Consider the following 21,344-nt stretch of genomic DNA (forward strand, 5'->3'; position numbering starts at 1 on the left):
ATTAGCGCACTGGTGGTGCGTACTGAATGCCGCCGTTGTTCCACAGGGCGTTCAAGCCGCGGTCGATTTCCAGCGGAGTGCTCTTGCCGAGGTTTTTCTCGAAGATTTCGCCGTAGTTGCCGACTTGTTTGACGATCTGCACAACCCAGTCTTTCGGCAGTTTCAGGTCTTTGCCGTACTCGCCGTCAGCGCCGAGCATACGGGCAACGTCCGGGTTCTTGGTCGACTTGGCTTCGGCTTCGACGTTCTTCGAAGTGATACCGGCTTCTTCAGCGTTGAGCAGCGCGTAGCCTACCCAGCGCACGATGGCCAGCCACTCGTCGTCGCCATTACGTACGACCGGGCCCAGCGGTTCTTTGGAAATGGTTTCCGGCAGAACCACATAGTCCTTCGGCGACGCCAGCTTCGAGCGCTGGGCGAACAGTTGGGACTTGTCGGAGGTCAGCACGTCGCAACGACCGGATTCCAGCGACTTGGCGCTTTCATCGGAGGTGTCGAAGGTGATCGGGGTGTATTTCAGACCGTTGCCACGGAAGTAGTCGGAAACGTTCAGCTCGGTGGTGGTACCGGCCTGGATGCAGATGGTTGCACCGTCCAGCTCTTTGGCACTCTTCACGCCCAGCTTGTTGTTCACCAGAAAGCCGATGCCGTCGTAGTAGGTAATGAAGCCCGGGAATTTCAGGCCCATGCCCGCGTCACGCGAACTGGTCATGGTGGTGTTGCGCGACAGGATGTCGATCTCGCCCGATTGCAGCGCGGTGAAGCGCTCTTTTGCGTTCAACTGACTGAATTTGACCTTGGTCGCGTCGCCGAACACGGCAGCGGCCACAGCGCGGCAGACGTCAGCGTCGATCCCGAGGATCTTGCCGGTAGCGTCCGGAACCGAGAAGCCCGGCAGACCGTCGCTCACGCCACACTGCACGAAACCTTTCTTCTGCACGGCATCCAGGGTTGCACCCGCCTGAGCGAACCCGCTGACGCCGAGAACTGTTGCTGCAGTCACGATCGCCAGAGTGGATTTCAACATCTTCATTCAAACCTCCAGTTTTGCTCTTGTTGTGTCGGAGCTTGAGTCCAGTCGCACCCTTTTGAGGCGTTGTTGACCCGTGTTGGCTTTTTTTGGGGTCAACCGACGTAAGACCTTCGCTATGAGTCTAGTAGGAGAAAATCCACATCATGGACAACTCACTTCTCACCAATCGGCCGAACGGGCTGTAGCCCTTTCACGTTCGCTAAGCCCGTAGCGGCCATTGGCGAACATCCATCACCGGATTCTTTGCAATCCCGTCGCGGGTCGTACACTGATAGTGTTACCGCCCACGCAAGATCGGTTGCACGGTTCAAGCCATAGCAAAGCCCGTACCACACCGCTCGCCAAATCGATTCGGCGACAGGTCAATAGCAAAACTTGTAACCTTGCGACATCTTCTTAACGGATCCACCCGACGCGCACTCCAATCACGCACTTAATGAGAGCGCCCGCACATTTTTGGAGCAGACATGACCGAGCCCTTGATTCTTGAGCCTGTTAAGCCCGCAGACGCCTGCGTGATCTGGCTGCACGGCCTCGGCGCCGACCGCTACGACTTCCTGCCGGTGGCTGAGGCGCTGCAGGAAAGCCTGTTGAGCACGCGCTTCGTGCTGCCACAGGCGCCCACACTTCCGGTGACGATAAATGGCGGATATGCCATGCCGAGCTGGTACGACATCAAAGCCATGAGCCCGGCGCGCGCGATTGACCGTGAGCAGTTGGAGGAGTCCGCCGATCGCATCATCAAATTGATCGATGTGCAGCGAGCCGCCGGAATAGACGCCTCGCGGATTTTCCTCGCCGGTTTTTCCCAGGGGGGCGCGGTGGTGTTGCACACCGCATTTGTAAAATGGCAGGGGCCACTGGGCGGTGTGCTGGCGTTGTCGACCTATGCGCCGACCTTCACTGATGAGATGGAGCTTTTAGCCAGTCAGCAGCGGATTCCCGCACTGTGCCTGCACGGCCAGTTCGATGGCGTGGTGCAGAACTCGATGGGCCGCTCTGCCTACGAGCATTTGGTGAAGCATGGTGTCACCGTGACATGGCAGGAATACCCAATGGAGCACGAAGTGTTACCCGAAGAAATTCGCGATATCGGCATCTGGCTGAGCGAACGTCTGCGCTAAGCGTCGAGATTAAAGTCACCCTTTGATCCCTCCCACTACGCCGCGCCCGTTTCTTGCATTACACTGGCCGGCGTACATTCCTTAACCAATTGATGAGATGACCGTGCTCAAAGCACTCAAGAAAATGTTCGGTAAAAGCGAGGCTGAGCAGCTCGCGCCAGTTCCCAGTGCGCCGTCGCACGCCCCCGGTCATCGCACCGATGCGCCACAGGCCGAGCGCCCCGCTCCCGTAGCGGCACCGAAGCAAGCACCGCAATCTGCACCGGCCGCGCCCATCGCCGCCGAGCCCGCACGCAGCGAAGCGCCGAAACCGGCCAAACCACGCCGCGAACCGAAGCCCAAGGCACCGGTGATTCCCTGGAAACTCGAAGATTTCGTCGTCGAGCCGCAGGAAGGCAAAACCCGCTTCCACGATTTCAAGTTGTCTCCCGAACTGATGCACGCCATCCAGGATCTGGGCTTTCCTTATTGCACGCCGATCCAGGCACAGGTGCTGGGTTACACCCTCGCCGGCAAAGACGCCATTGGTCGTGCGCAGACCGGCACCGGCAAGACCGCCGCGTTCCTGATCTCGATCATCACCCAGCTGCTGCAAACGCCGCCGCCGAAAGAACGCTACATGGGCGAACCCCGTGCGCTGATCATCGCGCCGACCCGTGAGCTGGTGGTGCAGATCGCCAAAGACGCTGCCGACCTGACCAAGTACACCGGCCTCAACGTCATGACGTTCGTCGGCGGCATGGACTTCGACAAGCAGCTCAAGCACCTCGAAGCACGCCACTGCGACATCCTCGTCGCCACCCCGGGCCGCTTGCTCGACTTCAACCAGCGCGGCGATGTGCACCTGGACATGGTCGAAGTGATGGTGCTGGACGAAGCCGACCGCATGCTCGACATGGGTTTCATCCCGCAGGTGCGCCAGATCATTCGCCAGACGCCGCCGAAGTCCGAGCGCCAGACTCTGCTGTTCTCCGCGACCTTCACTGAAGACGTGATGAACCTCGCCAAGCAGTGGACCACTGACCCTGCGATCGTCGAAATCGAAATCACCAACGTGGCCAACGAAAACGTCGAGCAACACATTTATGCGGTGGCCGGTGCCGATAAGTACAAACTGCTCTACAACCTGGTCAACGATAACGGCTGGGAACGCGTGATCGTCTTTGCCAACCGCAAGGACGAAGTGCGCCGCATCGAAGAACGCCTGGTGCGTGACGGCATCAACGCCGCGCAACTGTCCGGCGACGTGCCGCAGCACAAACGCATCAAGACCCTGGAAGGTTTCCGCGAAGGCAAGATTCGTGTGCTGGTCGCCACCGACGTTGCCGGTCGCGGCATCCACATCGACGGCATCAGCCACGTGATCAACTTCACCCTGCCGGAAGTCCCGGACGACTACGTGCACCGCATCGGTCGTACCGGTCGTGCCGGCGCCGATGGTGTGTCGATCAGCTTCGCCGGTGAAGACGACTCGTATCAGTTGCCGTCCATCGAAGAAAAGCTCGGTCGCAAGATCAGCTGTGAAACGCCGCCGACGCATCTGTTGCGCGCAGTTGAGCGCAAGCGTCCGCAGTAAGCGACGCCTGAAAGAAAAAGCGCAGCCGGCAACGGACTGCGCTTTTTTTTCGCCTGGAATTCATCAGGTGGTTGCGAGACAACACTAAAAGTCCATAATAGACAAATTAGTTTATATCTAGACTGCGGAGCCTGACATGTCCAGTACGCCTTACGCGATCGACCACACCCAGGCCCGTGAACTGCTGGCGCGCATTGATGTGCCACAGATCCTGCGCAAACTGTTTCGCGACCTCGCAGCGGGAAATGCCGTACAACCGGCACAGCAACTGGTGGAATTCCCTCAGGGGGCCGGCGACTTCATCAATTATCTGGGCGTGCTGGCCGAGGATGGTGTGTACGGCGTGAAGACTTCGCCGTATATCGTTCGCGAGCAAGGCCCGCTGGTGACGGCATGGACGTTGTTGATGTCGATGAAAACCGGTCAGCCGCTGCTGCTCTGCGATGCTGGTGAACTGACTACCGCGCGCACCGCCGCGACAACAGCCGTGGCGGTCGACGCCCTCGCCCCGGCGAATGCCACGCGACTGGCAATCATCGGCAGCGGCAAGGTGGCGCAGGCGCATCTGCACTATGTGAAAGGTCTGCGCGACTGGCAGAGCATCAGCCTGTATTCGCCGTCCCTGCGCGAAGATGCTGCAACTCAGGCAGCATTGAAAGCCATCGCAGCCGATCTGAACATTGCCGAGACCCGCGAAGCCGCCATCGCCGAGGCCGACGTGATCATGCTGTGCACCTCGTCCGCCGGCCCGGTCATCGATCCCGCCGCATTGCGCAAACCGGCCCTGATCACCTCGATCAGCACCAACGCTCCGCGCGCTCATGAAGTGCCGCCGCACAGCCTCAACGACATGCAGGTGTTCTGCGACTATCGTCTGACCACACCGGGGTCGGCGGGTGAAATGCTGATTGCCGCAGAACAACATGGCTGGAGCAAAGATTTGATCGTCGGCGACCTCGCCGACCTGCTCAGCGAGAAAGTGCAGCGCCCTGATTACGATCGTCATGTGTTCTTCCGTTCAATCGGCTTGGGGCTGGAAGACATTGCCCTCGCCAATGCGGTTTATCACTTGACTCACTAACACCACAAATCCCCTGTGGGAGCGAGCCTGCTCGCTCCCACAGGGGACTATTGAACGCCTTGATATTGCGTAAACACCGGAGACCTTCATGAGCCAGGCAGATTTCATCATCATCGGCGGCGGGATTGCCGGCGCGTCCACCGGTTTCTGGCTGTCACCGCACGGCAAAGTGGTCGTACTCGAACGTGAATCCCACCCGGCCTATCACTCCACCGGGCGCTCTGCCGCGCTGTTTACCGCCGCGTATGGCACACCGCAAGTACGCGCGCTGACCCAGGCCAGCCGGGCATTTTTTGACAACCCGCCGACAGGTTTCTGCGAACACCCACTGCTCACCCCGCGTGGCGAAATGACCGTGGATTTCACCGGTGACGCCGCCGAACTGAACAACCAATACCTCAGCGCCAAAGCCACCGTGCCGGAGATGCAACTGCTCAGCGCCGACGAAGCCTGTGCGCGACTGCCGATTCTGCGCCGGGAAAAAGTCCATGGCGCGATCTACGACCCGAGCGCCAGCGATATCGACACCGACGCCCTGCATCAGGGCTACCTGCGCGGAATCCGTCGCAATAACGGCAAAGTGCACACCGATTGCGAAGTGATCGGCTTGAGCCGTGACTCCGATGGCCTCTGGCACGTGCAAACCAACGGGCAGACGTTCAGCGCACCGGTGATCATCAACGCCGCCGGCGCCTGGGCCGACAAGATCGGTGCACTGGCTGGCGCCAGGCCGCTGGGCCTGCAGCCGAAGCGCCGCGCCGCGTTCATTTTCGCCGGGCCAGAAGGTGTGGATATTCATCACTGGCCCATGCTGGTCAGCCTCGATGAATCCTTCTATATGAAGCCCGACGCCGGCATGTTCCTCGGTTCGCCGGCCAACGCCGACCCGGTCGAACCTCACGATGTGCAACCCGAAGAGCTGGATATCGCCATGGGCATCTACCAGATCGAAGAGGCGACGACGCTGACCATCCGCCGTCCGACGCGCACTTGGGCCGGGCTGCGCAGTTTCGTCGCCGACGGTGATCTGCTCAGCGGTTTCGATCAGCATGTACCCGGACTGTTCTGGGTGGCGGCGCAGGGTGGCTACGGCATCCAGACGTCGCCGGCGATGGGCCAGGCCAGCGCGGCGTTGGTACGCGGTGAGCCGTTGCCCGAACACTTGCAGCAGTTCGGGCTGGACAGCGCCATGCTCTCCCCTGCCCGCCTCGCCTGAGCGTCCCTGCGGATGACGCGCCCAACGGATTGCGGCACACTCGCAACGCCTCCTGATCACGGGGGCGTTGACGCTGCCTGGAGCTCCACTGTCATGACTGCCCCCGAATTCGACCCGGCGCTGGATAACTTCCGCGCCGTCGCCGACGCCATCGCCACGCTGTTCTTTCCTCACGCCGAAGTGGTGCTGCACGACCTGCGCACGCAGAAGGTCGACTACATCGCCAACAACCTGTCCAAACGTGAGATCGGCGACGACTCGTCGCTGGAAGACATGCTCAGCGAGGATGTCAGCGACCGCAATATCGGCCCGTACGAAAAGCTCAATTGGGATGGCCAGAAGATTCGCAGCCTGAGCACCGTGCTGCGCGACAGCGAAGGCCGGCCGCTGGCAGTGTTGTGCATCAACCTGAATATTTCGCTGTTCGAGAATGCCAAAGCGGCGCTGGACCTGTTTCTCTCGCCGAGCAAGCTGATTCCCCAGCCGGACTCGCTGTTCCGTGATGACTGGCAGGAACGCATCAACACCTTCCTCCACGCCTGGCTGCGCGAGCGGCAACTGAGCCTGAATCTGCTGACTCGCGATCACAAGCGCGAACTGGTGCTGGCGCTACACGCCGAGGGGGCGTTCAAGGGCAAGAGTGCCTCGAACTATGTGGCCAATGTGCTGAACATGGGGCGGGCGACGGTGTACAAGCATTTGAAGGAATTGAAGGGCTGAGGAGCAAAAGATCGCAGCCTGCGGCAGCTCCTACAGGAGCACGCATTTCCATGTAGGAGCTGCCGAAGGCTGCGATCTTTTTTATCAGTCGCCGTAAATGTCGGACTTGAAATACTTCTCGGAAATCTTCTGATACTCGCCACTGGCGCGAATGCCATCGATGGCGCCATTCAACTGGCTGACCAGTTCGGCATTGCCCTTGCGCACCGCAATCCCTGCGCCCTCGCCCACGTACTTCGGATCCTTCAACTCAGGCCCGACAAACGCGTAACCCTTGCCACGCGGCATCGACAGGAAATCATTCAACGGGATCGTGTCGGCGAAAATGGCATCGAGGCGCCCCGCCGCCAGGTCCATGTAAATCTCTTCGTTGTTGCTGTAGCGCTTGACGTTGATGCCCTTGGGCTCAAATACCTCGGTGGCATAACGATCGGTGGTGGTCGCGCGCTGCACGCCGACGTTCTTGCCCTTGAGGCTGGCGTACTGATCGTCAACCGTGGCGCCTTCCTTCATCACCAGGCGTGACGAGGTGAAGTAGTACTTGTGAGTGAAATCCACCGACTTCTTGCGGTCTTCGTTGATGGTCATCGATGACAGCGCCATGTCGATCTTCTTCACTTTCAGCGAAGGAATCAGACCGTCGAACTCACCTTCGACCCACACACACTTGACCTTCATCTGCGTGCACAAGGCGTTGCCGATGTCGTAGTCGAAACCGACGATTTCGCCCTTGTCGGTTTTCGAAGCGAAGGGCGGATAAGCGGCTTCAATGCCGATGCGCAGGGTTTGCTCGGCAGCGAACACGCTGGCAGAGGCCAACAGGCTCAGGGCCAGACCGGTGATGAGGGGGAGTTTCTTCATGTTCGTTCTCTCGCAGGTTGTTGTTGGTTTGGCGAAGAAGAGCACCTACAAGCGGCAAGCTGATAGCTGCAAGACAGAAGCTTTTTTGTACTTGGAAATCCATACTGGACTCTCAGGTACAAATCGTCAATCAGGAAGAAGAGAGTGTCTGCGAGGTTTTTTGGTGTTGCAGATGGCCTCATCGCTGGCAAGCCAGCTCCCACAGTTTCAGTGGTGCACAAAAAATATGTGCACGACGCAAAACCCTGTGGGAGCTGGCTTGCCAGCGATGGCGGATTGGAAGGCGCTATAGAACTTATTTCTTCCAGCGATCGGCGGCGGCGTGATCGCTGTCACGCCCTTCGACCCATCGCGGCCCGTCGCTGGTGTTTTCCTTCTTCCAGAACGGTGCGCGGGTTTTCAGGTAATCCATGACGAAGGCGCAGGCGTCGAATGCGGCCTGGCGATGGGCGCTGGCCGCGCCGACAAACACGATCGGCTCGCCCGGCTCCAGTGCGCCGATGCGATGCAGCACTTCCAGCTTCAGCAATGGCCAGCGCTGTTCGGCTTCGATGGCGATCTTGCCGAGGGCTTTTTCGGTCATGCCCGGATAGTGCTCAAGGAACATCCCGGCCACATCCAGCCCATCGTTGAAATCACGCACGTAACCGACAAAACTCACCACCGCGCCGACGCCGACATTGGCAGCGTGCATCGCGTTGACTTCAGCGCCCGGATCGAACGGCGTGGCCTGCACGCGAATCGCCATGGCTCAGCCTCCGGTCACGGTGGGGAAAAACGCCACTTCGTCGCCATCGGTCACCGGCTCGTCGAGCTGGCAGAGGTCTTCGTTGCGTGCGCACATCAGGTTCTGCTCGCTCAGCACCTCGGCGCCGTCACGCTGCGCGAGCAGTGCGCGCACGTCATCGACGGTGGCGAAATCACCTTCAACCTTTACCGAATCCACGCCCAGCGCTTCACGGTAACGGGCAAAAAACTTCACGGTCAGGTTCATGGCTGCTCCGCCTGGAAGTGCCCGCTCTTGCCGCCGACCTTCTCCAGCAGACGAACGCTTTCGATGGTCATGCCGCGATCCACGGCTTTGCACATGTCGTAAATGGTCAGAGCGGCGACGCTGGCGGCGGTCAGCGCTTCCATCTCGACGCCGGTCTGCCCGGACAGTTTACAGCGGGCGACGATGCGCACGGTGTCTTCGCCGTCAGCGCTGAGTTCGACTTTGACGCCGGTAAGCATCAGCGGGTGGCACAGGGGAATCAGATCGCTGGTTTTCTTCGCCGCTTGAATGCCGGCGATGCGCGCCACGGCAAACACATCACCCTTGGGATGGCCGCCGCTGACGATCATCTGCAGCGTTTCGGGGAGCATGCGCACCAGCGCTTGGGCCGTCGCTTCACGGAACGTCACGGCTTTTTCGGTGACGTCGACCATGTTGGCGCGACCTTGGGAATCGAGATGAGTCAGCACGGGATTACTCCTGATCAGGAGCGGGGATTGTAAACCTGCGGGTCAAATTTCCGCACGCACGAATATGGTGTTCTTCGTGTAGGAGCTGCCGAAGGCTGCGATCTTTTGACTTTGATTTTTAAAAACAAGATCAAAAGATCGCAGCCTTCGGCAGCTCCTACATTGGGATTTGTGCAGGGGCATAAAAAACCGGGCGGCTTTAAGGGCCGCCCGGTTTTGGGTCAAGGGTTACAGATGCGATTCGGCGTATTCGGCCAGGATCGAGCGAGGCACCCCTTGCAGGGTGATGTGTACACCGTTGGGGAAATCCTTGAAGCGTTCGGTCAGGTACGTCAGCCCGGAGCTGGTCGCGGACAGGTAAGGGGTGTCGATCTGTGCGAGGTTGCCCAGGCACACCACTTTGGAGCCGGCGCCGGCACGGGTGATGATGGTTTTCATCTGGTGCGGCGTAAGGTTCTGGCATTCGTCGATCAGGATCAGGCTCTGCTGGAAGCTGCGACCGCGAATGTAGTTGAGCGATTTGAACTGCAACGGCACTTTGCTGAGGATGTAGTCGACGCTGCCATGGGTGTTTTCGTCATCCATGTGCAAGGCTTCGAGGTTGTCGGTGATGGCGCCCAGCCAAGGCTCCATTTTTTCCGCTTCGGTGCCGGGCAGGAAGCCGATTTCCTGATCCAGGCCTTGCACGCTGCGGGTGGCAATGATGCGCCGATAACGCTTGCTGACCATGGTCTGCTCAATCGCAGCAGCCAGTGCCAGAATGGTTTTACCGGAGCCTGCCGCACCGGACAGGTTGACCAGATGAATGTCCGGATCGAGCAACGCGTACAGCGCCAGACTCTGATAGATGTCGCGTGGTTTGAGCCCCCAGGCCTCTTGGTGCAGCAGCGGTTCCTGATGCAGGTCGAGGATCAGCAGCTTGGCCTCGTCGATCTCCTTGATCCAGCCGACAAAGCCCTGTTCGTCAATGATGAACTCGTTGATGTGTACTGCCGGCAGGTTGTCGATCAGTTGCACTTGATGCCAGGTGCGACCGTGATCCTGACGGGTGTCGACCTTGCTCACGCGGTCCCAGAAAGAGCCGGTCATGTTGTGATAGCCGTTGGGCAGCAGGGACACGTCATCGACCAGTTGGTCGGTGCTGTAGTCCTCGGCATCGATGCCACAGGCGCGCGCCTTGAGGCGCATGTTGATGTCTTTGGTGACCAGCACCACAGGCTTTTTCGGGTCGCGGGTGTGCAGGTCGATCAGTTGGTTGATGATTTTGTTGTCGTTCAGATGCTCGGGCAGAATCAGGTTCGATTCGGCCTGTTTGCTCATCAGAATTGACAGCAAGCCCTTTGGCCCGCCCTTGCCGCGCTGGATCGGCACACCCAGTTCAACGTCTTCCGGGGAAGCGTCGCCCAAGGTCTTGTCGATCAGCCGGATGGCCTGACGGCATTCGGCGGCAACGCTGTGATGCCCGCTCTTGAGCTTGTCCAGCTCTTCCAGCACGGTCATCGGGATCGCGACGTGGTGTTCTTCGAAATTCAGCAGGGCGTTTGGATCGTGAATCAATACGTTGGTATCGAGTACATAAAGGATTGGCTGGTTGGAGGAAGGGCTACGTCCGTGATCATCCATACTCGGTCACCTTTGTCAGAGCCATTGGACGCAATACCTGGGCGGTGCTGCGCCTCGAAGTGACTGCCGAAATCTCACCTGCGGAGATTCAAGTGACTGCAAACAAACGGGTCTTGGAAGACGCCACCTGTGTTGCAGGTTTCGGCGGTCTGTCTTCGTAATACTCCAAAACCGATGACATAAAAAAGCACTTTGACGGTTTTTTTAAGTTTATTTTGCAGAGTGACGAAAAGCCCTTGGCGGACTGCCCAGACCCCGCTAAAGTCGGAAGTCCGCCTGCACCGAATTCCTCAAGAAAATCGCCCCAAGCGCAATGTTTCCGGGCTTTTGCCGTTTCTCAACGAAACGCGTCCTGACAGTCTTCCCAACCGATACCGCTCTGCGCGGTTTGCGTGATCAACCACGGCAACGCGGTCTTCACCGCGTCCTGTTTCATGTTGAAATTGATCACCCCGTGGCGCCACAACAGCATCAGGGTCAGCACCCGCTGCGCACTCGGCGCGCCCTTGAGTTTGCCAGCGCCGTCCTGGGCGTCGATGTCCCACAGCGCCACTTGCAGGCCTTGGGTGTTGAAGAAACCTTGCGCATCGCTACGCCGCTGGCCTTCCGGCGGACGGAACAGCGGCACGTAGTTTTCCGGCAACTTGTTCTTCACCAGATCAGCACTGCGCCGCACCGAATCCTGCCAGTCCTGCCAGTGACTGTGGGAGCGGAACTCCCAACCTTGAACGCCCACGCACTGTCTGGAGAATCCCGCTTGCAGGCTGCTCACCGAACGATCGGCCAGCCGCGCCTGAATATCCTTGCCCAACACAAAGAACGTACCGCTCAGATTAGATTTGCGCAGGTACTCGGTGAGCCAATCGGTGTTGTCCGGTTGCAGGTTGGCGGCGCTGTCGAAGGTCAGCAGAAACAGGCGATCGTGCATCTCGTCGCCATTACGCTCGTAGTCGCCGAAACGATCGAATTCGTTGCTGGTCTGTGGCGACAGGGCGGCCTTACGCAGCAACTCGTCGAGATACTGCAGATGGAAGATCCGGCTCGGCTCGGCCCACTTGGTGTAATAGCTGTCGTCGCTGACTACGAACTTGGCGGCTTGCTCGCGCAGCGTCGGCAAGTCTTCGACAAGGAAGCAGAACGAGGCGTCCTGATCGCAGCTTTGCTGGGCGTAGTTGTAGTTGGCCAACAGGCGCTGCCAGAGGCGTTGACGCAGAATGTTGACCGCGTCGACATTGACCGTACGCAGGCCCAGACGCTGGGCCAAAGCGGCCTCGTCGATCGACTCAGTACCGAGCAGACCACGGGCGAACATGAGGATTTCCGCCCGGGACGCCACATCAAACAGCGTCGGATTGCTGAGCTGCTCTGGCCAGGTGCTGCGATCCAGCGTCGCCACATCGCCCGGCGCCGCCACGGCACCGAAGCTCAACAGCCACGCGGTGAATAAAAGAACAATGCGCAAAAGGGATGTCTCCATAACAAAACCCGCGCGGCACTATAGCTGATGTGCAAGATTCACGGACGCTGCCCTCACCCCAACCCTCTCCCGGAGGGAGAGGGAGCTGACCGAGTATCCCTTTCGATATCCGCCAATCTGAACTAACGAGTCGAACTCAAATTTTGAAACCAACGAAGATCGGCTCCCTCTCCCTCTGGGAGAGGGCTGGGGTGAGGGAAGAATCCACCAGCCGTCGCAAATGCCCGAGCTTCCCCCACACCTATTACCCCCATAGCTGGAGTCAACTCGGACAACCCCCTAGAATCGCCCCCACGATTAAAGGAGACGACTTCATGCTGATGGTGATTTCCCCCGCCAAGACCCTCGATTACGAAACACCGCCGGCGACCCAGCGTTTCACTCAGCCGCAATACCTCGACCATTCCCAAGAACTGATCCAGCAATTGCGCGACCTGACCCCGGCGCAGATCAGCGAACTGATGCACGTGTCGGACAAGATCGGCGGGCTCAACGCCGCGCGTTTCGGCAGCTGGACGCCAGCCTTCACGCCAGACAATGCCAAACAGGCACTGCTCGCGTTCAAGGGTGACGTCTACACCGGTCTGGACGCGCAGTCCTTCAGCGAAGCCGATTTCGATTACGCGCAAAAACACCTGCGCATGCTCTCTGGCCTCTACGGCTTGCTGCGCCCGCTCGACCTGATGCAACCGTACCGTCTGGAAATGGGCACCAAACTGGCCAACGCCCGTGGCAAAGACCTGTACGCCTTCTGGGGCACGCGCATCAGCGAGTGGCTGAATGAGGCGTTGGCCGATCAGGGCGATGACGTGCTGCTCAACCTCGCCTCAAACGAATACTTCTCGGCGGTCAAACGCACAGCCCTGAACGCGCGGATCATCAACACCGAGTTCAAGGATCAGAAGAACGGCCAATACAAGATCATCAGCTTCTACGCGAAAAAGGCACGAGGCCTGATGAGCCGTTTCGTGATCCAGGAAAAGATCAACGATCCGGCCCAGCTCAAACAGTTCGATGTGCAGGGTTATCGCTACAGCGCTGAGCAATCGAAACCGGACAATCTGGTGTTTTTGCGCGACCACGCCCCCGAATAAAGCATGCCTAATGCACGACTCTTTCTATAAAGAGTCGTGCAGCTCGCACGATGTCAAAAATCCCCCGCCTGTTTTCGCCATTTTTATGGCGCCAAAATAATACCCCTACCTTTTCTAATATTAGTTTCACTCGACACTGATCAATTTTTTCAGTAGTGGCACCTGATTTTTTTCACCGTAGTGGCACAAAACTATCTAACGTGATTTTTCGCCTGTTAATAAAGGTCGAAAACGAAAGTGCTATCAAATTGAGACTAGTGCCATCTCTGACAATATTTCAAAAAATTTCAGATTTCGCGATGAGCGGACAGGAACTTCGTCCGAATGCATAGCTCATACCACCGGTAACGATTCTCGCCGAGTTTGTACGAGATAACTTACGCGGAGCAGATAGCCATGTAACCAAGTTGTCACAGCAACTTGCCTAGATGACTAACTAGTCTCAAAACAGACGCTGGACAGGAGATACGCACCATTTATATCCCCTACAAAGGCCATGGCCGCGCCCTTATAAACGTGCTCGCCTGAGCACCCAACCGCTTGATTTACGGGACTTTTATCCTGACATCGAGCGCGTAAGACGATTGCACAAGAGTCTTCTCCAAAGAAGATCGGCTGCATAACAGGGCAAGTCATAACAACAAGGCCTGGTTGCGCACATCTTGAGTGCACTTATTTAGACACTCGAAACTTAGTATGCCTGCACACGGCGTTGTGGCGCCTGTATGCCGCACTTTCGAGTGCACTAATGAACGCTGAACACCATTAACTCCGGCCCTCTAAGGCCTGATATATACAGAGGTAATTGCGATGCGCATCAGCATATTTGGTTTGGGTTACGTTGGCGCAGTATGTGCCGGTTGCCTGTCTGCACGGGGCCATGACGTAGTTGGCGTCGATGTTGCCAAAGACAAGATCGACATGATCAACGCCGGTAAGTCGCCGATTGTTGAACCGGGCTTGGGCGAACTTCTGCAACAGGGTATCCAGACCGGTCGCCTGCGTGGCACGACCAACTTCGCCGAGGCGATTCGCGACACCGACCTGTCGATGATCTGCGTCGGTACGCCGAGCAAGAAGAACGGCGACCTCGAACTGAACTACATCGAAGCGGTATGCCGCGAGATCGGTTTTGTCCTGCGTGAAAAAACCACCCGCCACACCATCGTCGTGCGCAGCACCGTACTGCCGGGCACCGTTGCCAACGTAGTGATCCCGATTCTTGAAGACTGCTCGGGCAAGAAGGCCGGTGTCGACTTCGGCGTTGCGGTCAACCCTGAGTTCCTGCGCGAATCCACCGCCATCGCCGACTACGACCTGCCACCGATGACCGTCATCGGCGAGTTCGACAAGGCCTCGGGCGACGTTTTGCAATCGCTGTACGAAGAACTCGACGCACCGATCATCCGCAAGGACATCGCCGTTGCCGAGATGATCAAGTACACCTGCAACGTCTGGCACGCGACCAAAGTGACCTTCGCCAACGAGATCGGCAACATCGCCAAAGCGGTCGGCGTCGATGGCCGTGAAGTGATGGAAGTGGTCTGCCAGGACAAGACCCTCAACCTGTCCCAGTACTACATGCGCCCAGGCTTCGCCTTCGGCGGTTCGTGCCTGCCGAAAGACGTGCGCGCCCTGACCTACCGCGCCGGTTCGCTGGACGTCGAAGCACCGCTGCTCAACTCGCTGATGCGCAGCAACGAATCGCAAGTGCAGAACGCTTTCGACATCGTTGAAAGTCACGACAAACGCAAAGTCGCCCTGCTCGGCCTGAGCTTCAAGGCCGGCACCGACGACCTGCGCGAAAGCCCGCTGGTGGAACTGGCCGAGATGCTGATCGGCAAGGGTTACGACCTGAGCATCTACGACAGCAACGTCGAGTACGCCCGTGTTCACGGCGCGAACAAAGACTACATCGAGTCGAAAATCCCGCACGTGTCGTCCCTGCTCAATTCGGACTTCGATTCGGTGATCGACAACTCCGACGTGATCATCCTCGGCAACCGCGACGAGAAGTTCCGCCCGTTGGCCCAGCAAGCGCCGCACGGCAAGCAGGTCATCGACCTGGTCGGCTTCATGGCCAAAGCCACCGACGCCGGTACGCGCACCGAAGGTATCTGCTGGTAAAGCAGACGTTGCGCGCCGCCGCGTAACCCATAGGCGGCGCGCAACCAATGTGTGAACCCAAATGTAGGAGCTGCCGAAGGCTGCGATCTTTGCCCCAAACGCTTGAGTCCCGAGTGAACCGGCAAAGATCAACAGATCGCAGCCTTCGGCAGCTCCTACAGGGTTCGCCCGAATTGCGCGTGACATCGCAGTTCTTTGTAAGCCTGCCTTAACCCCATCGGGCTCGCCCGAGATAGAGACGGATGCAGATTATGCACAGGCTAAAGCACGGCCTACTTCAGGCCGCCGGTTGGCTGTTTTACCTCAGTTTGTTGATGGGCCTGGCCTTGATGCTGCCCACGTCCACATTCGACTCCGAGTCGAAGGACTTCATTTTCCTGATTGGCGCCGTGGGTATCTGGCGCTACTCGATGGGTGCAACGCACTTTGTGCGCGGCATGATTTTTCTCTACATCGTTTACCCGCACCTGCGCCGCAAAGTGCGCAAGCTGGGTAAGGCGGCGGACCCGTCGCATGTGTTCCTGATGGTCACCAGTTTCCGTATCGACGCGCTCACCACCGCGCAGGTCTACAGCTCGGTGATCCGTGAAGCCATCGACTGCGAACTGCCGACCACCGTGGTCTGCTCGATCGTGGAAATGTCCGATGAGCTACTGGTCAAGGCACTGTGGGCGCGGATGAATCCGCCCGACCGCGTGAAGCTCGACTTCGTGCGCATTCCCGGCACCGGCAAACGCGATGGCCTGGCCTATGGTTTCCGCGCGATCTCCCGTCACTTGCCGGACGACCGTGCTGTGGTTGCCGTGATCGACGGTGACACCGTGCTCGGCGAAGGCACCGTGCGCAAGACCGTGCCGTGGTTCCAGCTGTTCGGCAACGTCGGCGGCCTGACCACCAACGAGTTCTGCGAAGTGCGCGGCGGCTACATCATGAGCGAATGGCACAAGCTGCGTTTCGCTCAGCGCCACATCAACATGTGCTCGATGGCCCTGTCCAAACGCGTGCTGACCATGACCGGTCGTATGTCGGTGTTTCGCGCCACCGTGGTGACCAACCCGGAATTCATCGCCGACGTTGAAAGCGACTCGCTGCAACACTGGCGTCTGGGCCGTTTCAAGTTTTTGACCGGCGACGACAAGTCGAGCTGGTTCAGCCTGATGCGCCTGGGTTACGACACCTTTTACGTGCCTGACGCAGCGATCAACACCGTTGAACACCCGCCGGAAAAGAGCTTCATCAAGGCCAGCCGCAAACTGATGTTTCGCTGGTACGGCAACAACCTGCGCCAGAACTCGCGAGCGCTGGGCCTGGGTGTGAAACGCCTCGGCGCGTTCACCTCGGTGGTGCTGTTCGACCAGCGCGTTTCGATGTGGACCTCGCTGCTCGGCCTGACCGTGGCGCTCATCGCCAGCTTCAAGTACGGCACCGCGTTCATCCTGGTTTACCTGCTGTGGATCGGCATCACCCGCTTGATTCTGACGTTGCTGTTGTCGTGTTCCGGTCACCGCATCGGCCCGGCTTACCCAGCGATTCTGTATTACAACCAGATCGTCGGTGCGCTGGTGAAGATCTACGTGTTCTTCCGCCTCGACCAACAATCCTGGACTCGCCAACCCACTTCCCTGACCCGTGATCTCGCCAGCTTTCAACGTTGGTTCAACACCTGGTCGTCTCGGACCATGACCTTCTCCGCCGGCAGCATTTTCGTCGCCGTGCTGCTGATGATGGTCTGACCTGCCCCTATTGAATTAACAAGGAAATCGCCCCCATGAATACCGCCGTCAACGCCAACGTAGTGCATGAATCCGAAGCCCAGCGCCAACACGCCCGCGTGAAAATCCCGGCCAAACTGCGCTTCTTCGGCCCCGACCGGACGCCAATGGAAGCGCGGGTCCTCGACCTGTCCGCCGGTGGTCTGGCGTTCAACGCCGGGCAAATGCCGCTGACCATCGGTGAGGTGTACAAGGCCCGCCTGCAATTTGTCATCGACAACCTCGGCCTGGCTATGGACGTTGAACTGCAAGTGCGTTCCTTCGACCGCCAGACCGGCCGTGCCGGCTGCCAGTTCCAGAATCTGGAGCCGCAGGATATTTCCACCCTGCGCCACTTGATCACTTCGCACCTGGCCGGCGACATCGTCAGCATGGGTGAAGTGCTGGCAACCCTGCAGCGTGACAACTTCACCAAGGCGCGCAAGGTCAAGGACGGCGGCTCCGGCATGACTCCGTTCGGCCGCCTGAAAGCAGTGACCTTCAGCGCCGGTATCTTCGCGGTCGGTCTGGTCGCGGCGGGTTTCATTTTCAAATCGGTATACGGCATGTACTTCGTCAGCCACGCGCAGGCCGGTCTGGTCAGCGTGCCGGGGATGAACATCACCATGCCGCGTGACGGCACCGTGCAGAGCCTGATCAAGTCCGACGGCGTCGCAGCCAAAGGCGCGCCACTGGCGACCTTCAGCACCAGCATGCTCGACGTGCTCAAAGGCCATCTGGACGAAGACCAACTGGCACCGGCCAAGGTTGAAGAGCTGTTCGGCAAGCAAATGACCGGCACCCTGACCTCGCCGTGCGATTGCACCGTGGCCCAGCAACTGGTGGCTGACGGTCAGTACGCGAGCAAGGGCGATGTGATCTTCCAACTGGTGCCGCGTAACACCCAGGCCACCGTCGATGCACGCTTCTCCTATCGCCAGTTCGGCGACGTGCGTCCGGGCACCCCGGTCAGCTTCCAGATCGCCGGCGAAGACAAGACCCGCACCGGCAAGATCGTCAGCAGCACCAGCCTGAAAAGCGCCGACCTGTCCTCCGACATCCGCGTGCAGATCCAGCCTGACGAGCCGCTCGACAGCAGCCTCGCCGGCCGCCCGGTGGAAGTGAACAGCGACCGTGGCCCGAACCTGAACTGGCTGATCGACAAAGCCATGGCTGCCGGTCTTTAAGTCGAGGACATGCCTGTGACCTTTTTTCTGAGAACACCACAATCCCTGTGGGAGCTGGCTTGCCAGCGATGGGATCAATGCGGTCTAGCTGAAAAACCGAGTCGCCTGAATCGCTGGCAAGCCAGCTCCCACAAGGGATCAGTATGTGCCTTGGCGCTGGCGGTCAGTCTGGCCGGTTGCGCCGGCCTGCCCGATCAGCGTCTGGCCAACGAAGCGCTCAAGCGTGGCGACACTGCCACCGCCGCGCAGAACTATCAGCAACTGGCGGACCTGGGTTACAGCGAAGCGCAAGTCGGCCTCGCTGATATCCAGGTCGACAGCCGCGACCCCGCGCAAATGAAACAGGCCGAAGCGACTTACCGCGCCGCCGCTAGTGTTTCGCCGCGCGCTCAGGCCCGTCTCGGTCGCCTGTTGGTGGCCAAACCGGGTTCTACCGAAGCCGAGCACCACGAAGCCGAAAGCCTGCTGAAAAAAGCCGCCGCCAATGGCGAAGGCAACACGTTGATCCCGCTGGCGATGCTCTATCTGCAATACCCGCACAGCTTCCCCAACATCAACGCGCAGCAGCAGATCGATCAGTGGCGCAAGTCCGGTTACCCGGAAGCCGGTCTGGCCCAGGTGCTGCTGTATCGCACCCAAGGCACTTACGACCAGCACCTGGATGACGTGGAAAAAATCTGCAAAGCCGCGCTCAACACCACCGACATCTGCTACGTCGAACTGGCCACGGTCTATCAGAAACGTGCCCAGCCAGAGCAGCAGGCCGAGCTGATCAAGCAGATGCAGGCCGGTTACAGCCGTGGCACGGTCACCGCGCAGCGTGTCGATTCCGTGGCCCGCGTATTGGCCGACTCGACCCTCGGCAAGACCGACGAAAAAACCGCGCAGTCGCTATTGGAGCCGATCGCTCCGGGCTACCCGGCGTCGTGGGTGACCCTCGCGCAACTGCTCTACGACTACCCGGAACTGGGCGACGTCGATCAGATGATGAAGTACCTCGACAACGGCCGCGCAGCCGATCAGCCACGCGCCGAACTTTTGCTGGGCAAGCTCTACTACGAAGGCAAACTGGTCCCGGCCGACGCCAAAATCGCCGAAGAACATTTCCAGAAAGCCGTGGGACGCGAAGTTGCCGCCGACTACTACCTCGGCCAGATCTATCGCCGTGGCTACCTGGGCAAGGTCTATCCGCAGAAGGCCCTCGACCACCTGCTGACCGCTGCGCGCAATGGCCAGAACAGCGCCGACTTCGCCATCGCCCAACTGTTTTCCCAAGGCAAGGGCACCAAACCCGACCCGCTCAATGCCTATGTGTTCAGCCAATTGGCCAAGGCGCAAAACACTCCGCAAGCCGATGAGCTGGCGACCACCCTCGCCGCGCAACTGCCGCCCGAGCGTCTGGCCGAAGCCCAACGTCTGCTGCAACAAGAGCAAGCCAGCCGTGGCGCTCTGAACCCGACCACGCTGCAACTGCACGCCCTGCAAGAAGAAGACGGCGAGGAAAAATTATGAAGTTGAATCCATTCGTGAAGGCCGGCATTGGCCTTTCGTTCGCGCTGATCTGGTCTTGCCCGACACTGGCCGCGATGACTGAAACCAAGAACTTTGGCCTGGAAGTGAAAGTCACCGGCCAGTCCGAAGACGACCGTGACCTCGGCACCGCCAGTGGCGGCGACGTCAACGGCGTCGGCCTCGACCTGCGTCCGTGGATCTACGGCGAAAGCGGCGCGTGGAGCGCCTACGCCATGGGTCAGGCCGTGACTTCGACCGACATCATCGAAACCGACACCCTGCAACAATCCGACGGTGAACAAGCCACCGACAACAGTGATCGCAAAACCAAGAAAAACTACCTGGCGATGCGCGAGTTCTGGGTCGGTTACAGCGGCCTCACCCCATACCCGGGCGAGATGCTCAAGTTCGGTCGTCAGCGTTTGCGCAATGACGATGGCCAGTGGCGCGACACCAACATCGAAGCGCTGAACTGGACCTTCGACACCACCCTGTTGCGCGCCAACGCCGGTGTCGCCGAACGCTTCAGCGAATACCGTACCGACCTGAAAGAGCTGGCGCCGAAAGACAAAGATCGCCTGCACGCCTACGCCGATGCCGCTTACCAGTGGACGCCGGGGCAATGGGTCGGCATTCGCGGTCACCACACCCACGATGACGGCAAACTCGATTACGCCGAGCCGGGCGTCCCGCGCGACTCGCTGGATAAAACCCAGAACGGCGACATCAGCTGGATCGGCCTGACCGCCGACAGCGATGCCTACAACTGGCGCAACACCAACACCGTCAACTACTGGGGCAGCATCACCGGCATGAGCGGCGACCGCGACACGGTCAACGCGCTGAACGCCGATGGTTCGCGTCCGGCGCAAGCCAAGCGCAGCGAAGACGTCAACGGCTGGGCCACTGATATCGGTGTGCGTCTGCGCCTCGATCCGCAATGGCAAGTCGGCGGTGCCTATGCCCGCGCCAGCGCCGATTACGAGCAGAACGGTCTGGAGAGCAACCGCTCCAACTACACCGGTACCCGTTCGCGTGTGCACCGTTTCGGTGAAGCGTTCCGTGGCGAAATGAACAACATGCAGACCGCGACTCTGTTCGGTTCGTGGATGGTCAATGACGAGTACGACGCCAGCCTGATCTACCACAAGTTCTGGCGCGTGGACGGTAACAAGCCAGTGGGCAGCAACGGCATCAACGCCGCGGAAAACAACACCGATGACGCCACCGGCGCGATCCTTTCCAGCACCTCGCTGCCGCTTGAAGACGGCAACAAGGATCTGGGCCAAGAGATGGACCTGGTCGTCACCAAGTACTTCAAGCAAGGTCTGTTGCCGGCGGCGTTGAGCCAGTCGATCGACGAGCCTTCGGCCCTTGTGCGCTTCCGTGGCGGTGTGTTCAAACCGGGCGATGCCTACGGCAAGCAGGTTGATTCGTACATGCACCGCGCGTTCATCGACGTGATCTGGCGCTTCTGATGCAAACCGCCAAGGGAGTG

General features: G+C 59.3%; 19 protein-coding genes. 12 read left to right on the top strand and 7 right to left on the bottom strand.

Annotated elements, in window-relative coordinates; all coding sequences use genetic code 11:
- Nucleotide 1: 1 nt before the first annotated feature.
- Nucleotides 2–1,033, bottom strand: coding sequence for an amino acid ABC transporter substrate-binding protein (locus tag QZR14_RS05755; RefSeq protein ID WP_095050968.1), 1,032 nt, complete (start codon nt 1,031–1,033; stop codon nt 2–4).
- A 467-nt stretch (nt 1,034–1,500) separates the two neighbouring features.
- Here QZR14_RS05755 and QZR14_RS05760 point away from each other — a divergent pair, with 467 nt between their 5' ends.
- The 5 genes from QZR14_RS05760 to QZR14_RS05780 all read left to right on the top strand — a co-directional run bounded on the left by QZR14_RS05760 (nt 1,501) and on the right by QZR14_RS05780 (nt 6,750).
- Entirely contained in the window at nt 1,501–2,157 is a 657-nt protein-coding gene (locus QZR14_RS05760; RefSeq protein ID WP_250607377.1) for an alpha/beta hydrolase, read from the top strand.
- A 97-nt stretch (nt 2,158–2,254) separates the two neighbouring features.
- Nucleotides 2,255–3,733 (top strand): ATP-dependent RNA helicase RhlB, encoded by a 1,479-nt coding sequence (rhlB, locus tag QZR14_RS05765; protein ID WP_250607375.1) that lies wholly within the window; start codon nt 2,255–2,257, stop codon nt 3,731–3,733.
- 136 nt (nt 3,734–3,869) lie between these two features.
- Entirely contained in the window at nt 3,870–4,814 is a 945-nt protein-coding gene (locus QZR14_RS05770) for an ornithine cyclodeaminase family protein (RefSeq protein WP_311996093.1), read from the top strand.
- 88 nt (nt 4,815–4,902) lie between these two features.
- A complete protein-coding gene (locus QZR14_RS05775; protein WP_311996094.1) occupies nt 4,903–6,030 on the top strand; it encodes an NAD(P)/FAD-dependent oxidoreductase in 1,128 nt (375 codons plus the stop codon).
- A 93-nt stretch (nt 6,031–6,123) separates the two neighbouring features.
- Entirely contained in the window at nt 6,124–6,750 is a 627-nt protein-coding gene (locus tag QZR14_RS05780; protein ID WP_064586076.1) for a helix-turn-helix transcriptional regulator, read from the top strand.
- An 84-nt stretch (nt 6,751–6,834) separates the two neighbouring features.
- Here QZR14_RS05780 and QZR14_RS05785 read toward each other — a convergent pair whose 3' ends face one another.
- Nucleotides 6,835–7,611 carry an ABC transporter substrate-binding protein gene (locus QZR14_RS05785; RefSeq protein ID WP_311996095.1) on the bottom strand — a complete coding sequence of 259 codons (777 nt, stop codon included), beginning with the start codon at nt 7,609–7,611 and terminating at the stop codon, nt 6,835–6,837.
- Here QZR14_RS05785 and QZR14_RS05790 point away from each other — a divergent pair.
- A complete protein-coding gene (locus QZR14_RS05790) occupies nt 7,610–7,903 on the top strand; it encodes a hypothetical protein (protein WP_311996096.1) in 294 nt (97 codons plus the stop codon). The two genes, QZR14_RS05785 and QZR14_RS05790, sit on opposite strands and share 2 nt — an antisense overlap.
- A 3-nt stretch (nt 7,904–7,906) precedes the next feature.
- Here QZR14_RS05790 and moaE read toward each other — a convergent pair whose 3' ends face one another.
- The 5 genes from moaE to QZR14_RS05815 all read right to left on the bottom strand — a co-directional run bounded on the left by moaE (nt 7,907) and on the right by QZR14_RS05815 (nt 12,160).
- Nucleotides 7,907–8,359: a molybdopterin synthase catalytic subunit MoaE gene (gene moaE, locus QZR14_RS05795; RefSeq protein ID WP_038357637.1), complete on the bottom strand. Its 453-nt coding sequence runs from the start codon at nt 8,357–8,359 to the stop codon at nt 7,907–7,909.
- A gap of 3 nt (nt 8,360–8,362) precedes the next feature.
- The gene (gene moaD, locus QZR14_RS05800; RefSeq protein ID WP_123451855.1) at nt 8,363–8,605 is read right to left on the bottom strand and encodes a molybdopterin converting factor subunit 1; all 243 of its coding nucleotides are present in this window, start codon (nt 8,603–8,605) and stop codon (nt 8,363–8,365) included.
- The gene (gene moaC / locus QZR14_RS05805; RefSeq protein WP_016985015.1) at nt 8,602–9,075 is read right to left on the bottom strand and encodes a cyclic pyranopterin monophosphate synthase MoaC; all 474 of its coding nucleotides are present in this window, start codon (nt 9,073–9,075) and stop codon (nt 8,602–8,604) included. Before moaC ends, moaD begins: the two co-directional genes overlap by 4 nt.
- A gap of 228 nt (nt 9,076–9,303) precedes the next feature.
- On the bottom strand, nt 9,304–10,698 hold the full coding sequence (locus tag QZR14_RS05810; protein ID WP_007914309.1) for a PhoH family protein: 1,395 nt from the start codon (nt 10,696–10,698) through the stop codon (nt 9,304–9,306).
- 337 nt (nt 10,699–11,035) lie between these two features.
- Nucleotides 11,036–12,160, bottom strand: a complete 1,125-nt coding sequence (locus QZR14_RS05815; protein WP_311996097.1) for a polysaccharide deacetylase family protein — start codon at nt 12,158–12,160, stop codon at nt 11,036–11,038.
- A 329-nt stretch (nt 12,161–12,489) separates the two neighbouring features.
- Here QZR14_RS05815 and yaaA point away from each other — a divergent pair, with 329 nt between their 5' ends.
- From yaaA to QZR14_RS05845, 6 genes are all read left to right on the top strand, one after another.
- Complete coding sequence (gene yaaA, locus QZR14_RS05820; RefSeq protein ID WP_250607366.1) at nt 12,490–13,269, top strand: peroxide stress protein YaaA; 780 nt, start codon at nt 12,490–12,492, stop codon at nt 13,267–13,269.
- 810 nt (nt 13,270–14,079) lie between these two features.
- Nucleotides 14,080–15,396 (top strand): nucleotide sugar dehydrogenase, encoded by a 1,317-nt coding sequence (locus tag QZR14_RS05825; protein ID WP_122609548.1) that lies wholly within the window; start codon nt 14,080–14,082, stop codon nt 15,394–15,396.
- Between the two features lie 251 nt (nt 15,397–15,647).
- On the top strand, nt 15,648–17,129 hold the full coding sequence (gene alg8, locus QZR14_RS05830; protein WP_371857959.1) for a mannuronan synthase: 1,482 nt from the start codon (nt 15,648–15,650) through the stop codon (nt 17,127–17,129).
- A gap of 35 nt (nt 17,130–17,164) precedes the next feature.
- Nucleotides 17,165–18,334 carry an alginate biosynthesis protein Alg44 gene (locus tag QZR14_RS05835; protein WP_311996098.1) on the top strand — a complete coding sequence of 390 codons (1,170 nt, stop codon included), beginning with the start codon at nt 17,165–17,167 and terminating at the stop codon, nt 18,332–18,334.
- Nucleotides 18,335–18,343: 9 nt separating this feature from the next.
- Nucleotides 18,344–19,846 carry an alginate biosynthesis TPR repeat lipoprotein AlgK gene (gene algK / locus QZR14_RS05840; protein ID WP_311996099.1) on the top strand — a complete coding sequence of 501 codons (1,503 nt, stop codon included), beginning with the start codon at nt 18,344–18,346 and terminating at the stop codon, nt 19,844–19,846.
- Nucleotides 19,843–21,324 carry an alginate export family protein gene (locus QZR14_RS05845; protein WP_311996100.1) on the top strand — a complete coding sequence of 494 codons (1,482 nt, stop codon included), beginning with the start codon at nt 19,843–19,845 and terminating at the stop codon, nt 21,322–21,324. The genes algK and QZR14_RS05845 overlap by 4 nt, the downstream gene beginning before the upstream one ends.
- Nucleotides 21,325–21,344: the final 20 nt, after the last annotated feature.

The organism is Pseudomonas sp. rhizo66, assembly GCF_031931925.1.
GTDB lineage: Bacteria > Pseudomonadota > Gammaproteobacteria > Pseudomonadales > Pseudomonadaceae > Aquipseudomonas.

What these genes read in the sequence shown, in the direction of transcription:
- QZR14_RS05755 (WP_095050968.1), bottom strand. Translation starts at nt 1,033, where the DNA reads ATGAAGATGTTGAAATCCACTCTGGCGATCGTGACTGCAGCAACAGTT.
- QZR14_RS05760 (WP_250607377.1), top strand. Translation starts at nt 1,501, where the DNA reads ATGACCGAGCCCTTGATTCTTGAGCCTGTTAAGCCCGCAGACGCCTGC.
- rhlB (WP_250607375.1), top strand. Translation starts at nt 2,255, where the DNA reads ATGACCGTGCTCAAAGCACTCAAGAAAATGTTCGGTAAAAGCGAGGCT.
- QZR14_RS05770 (WP_311996093.1), top strand. Translation starts at nt 3,870, where the DNA reads ATGTCCAGTACGCCTTACGCGATCGACCACACCCAGGCCCGTGAACTG.
- QZR14_RS05775 (WP_311996094.1), top strand. Translation starts at nt 4,903, where the DNA reads ATGAGCCAGGCAGATTTCATCATCATCGGCGGCGGGATTGCCGGCGCG.
- QZR14_RS05780 (WP_064586076.1), top strand. Translation starts at nt 6,124, where the DNA reads ATGACTGCCCCCGAATTCGACCCGGCGCTGGATAACTTCCGCGCCGTC.
- QZR14_RS05790 (WP_311996096.1), top strand. Translation starts at nt 7,610, where the DNA reads ATGTTCGTTCTCTCGCAGGTTGTTGTTGGTTTGGCGAAGAAGAGCACC.
- QZR14_RS05785 (WP_311996095.1), bottom strand. Translation starts at nt 7,611, where the DNA reads ATGAAGAAACTCCCCCTCATCACCGGTCTGGCCCTGAGCCTGTTGGCC.
- moaE (WP_038357637.1), bottom strand. Translation starts at nt 8,359, where the DNA reads ATGGCGATTCGCGTGCAGGCCACGCCGTTCGATCCGGGCGCTGAAGTC.
- moaD (WP_123451855.1), bottom strand. Translation starts at nt 8,605, where the DNA reads ATGAACCTGACCGTGAAGTTTTTTGCCCGTTACCGTGAAGCGCTGGGC.
- QZR14_RS05810 (WP_007914309.1), bottom strand. Translation starts at nt 10,698, where the DNA reads ATGGATGATCACGGACGTAGCCCTTCCTCCAACCAGCCAATCCTTTAT.
- yaaA (WP_250607366.1), top strand. Translation starts at nt 12,490, where the DNA reads ATGCTGATGGTGATTTCCCCCGCCAAGACCCTCGATTACGAAACACCG.
- QZR14_RS05825 (WP_122609548.1), top strand. Translation starts at nt 14,080, where the DNA reads ATGCGCATCAGCATATTTGGTTTGGGTTACGTTGGCGCAGTATGTGCC.
- alg8 (WP_371857959.1), top strand. Translation starts at nt 15,648, where the DNA reads ATGCACAGGCTAAAGCACGGCCTACTTCAGGCCGCCGGTTGGCTGTTT.
- QZR14_RS05835 (WP_311996098.1), top strand. Translation starts at nt 17,165, where the DNA reads ATGAATACCGCCGTCAACGCCAACGTAGTGCATGAATCCGAAGCCCAG.
- algK (WP_311996099.1), top strand. Translation starts at nt 18,344, where the DNA reads ATGCCTGTGACCTTTTTTCTGAGAACACCACAATCCCTGTGGGAGCTG.
- QZR14_RS05845 (WP_311996100.1), top strand. Translation starts at nt 19,843, where the DNA reads ATGAAGTTGAATCCATTCGTGAAGGCCGGCATTGGCCTTTCGTTCGCG.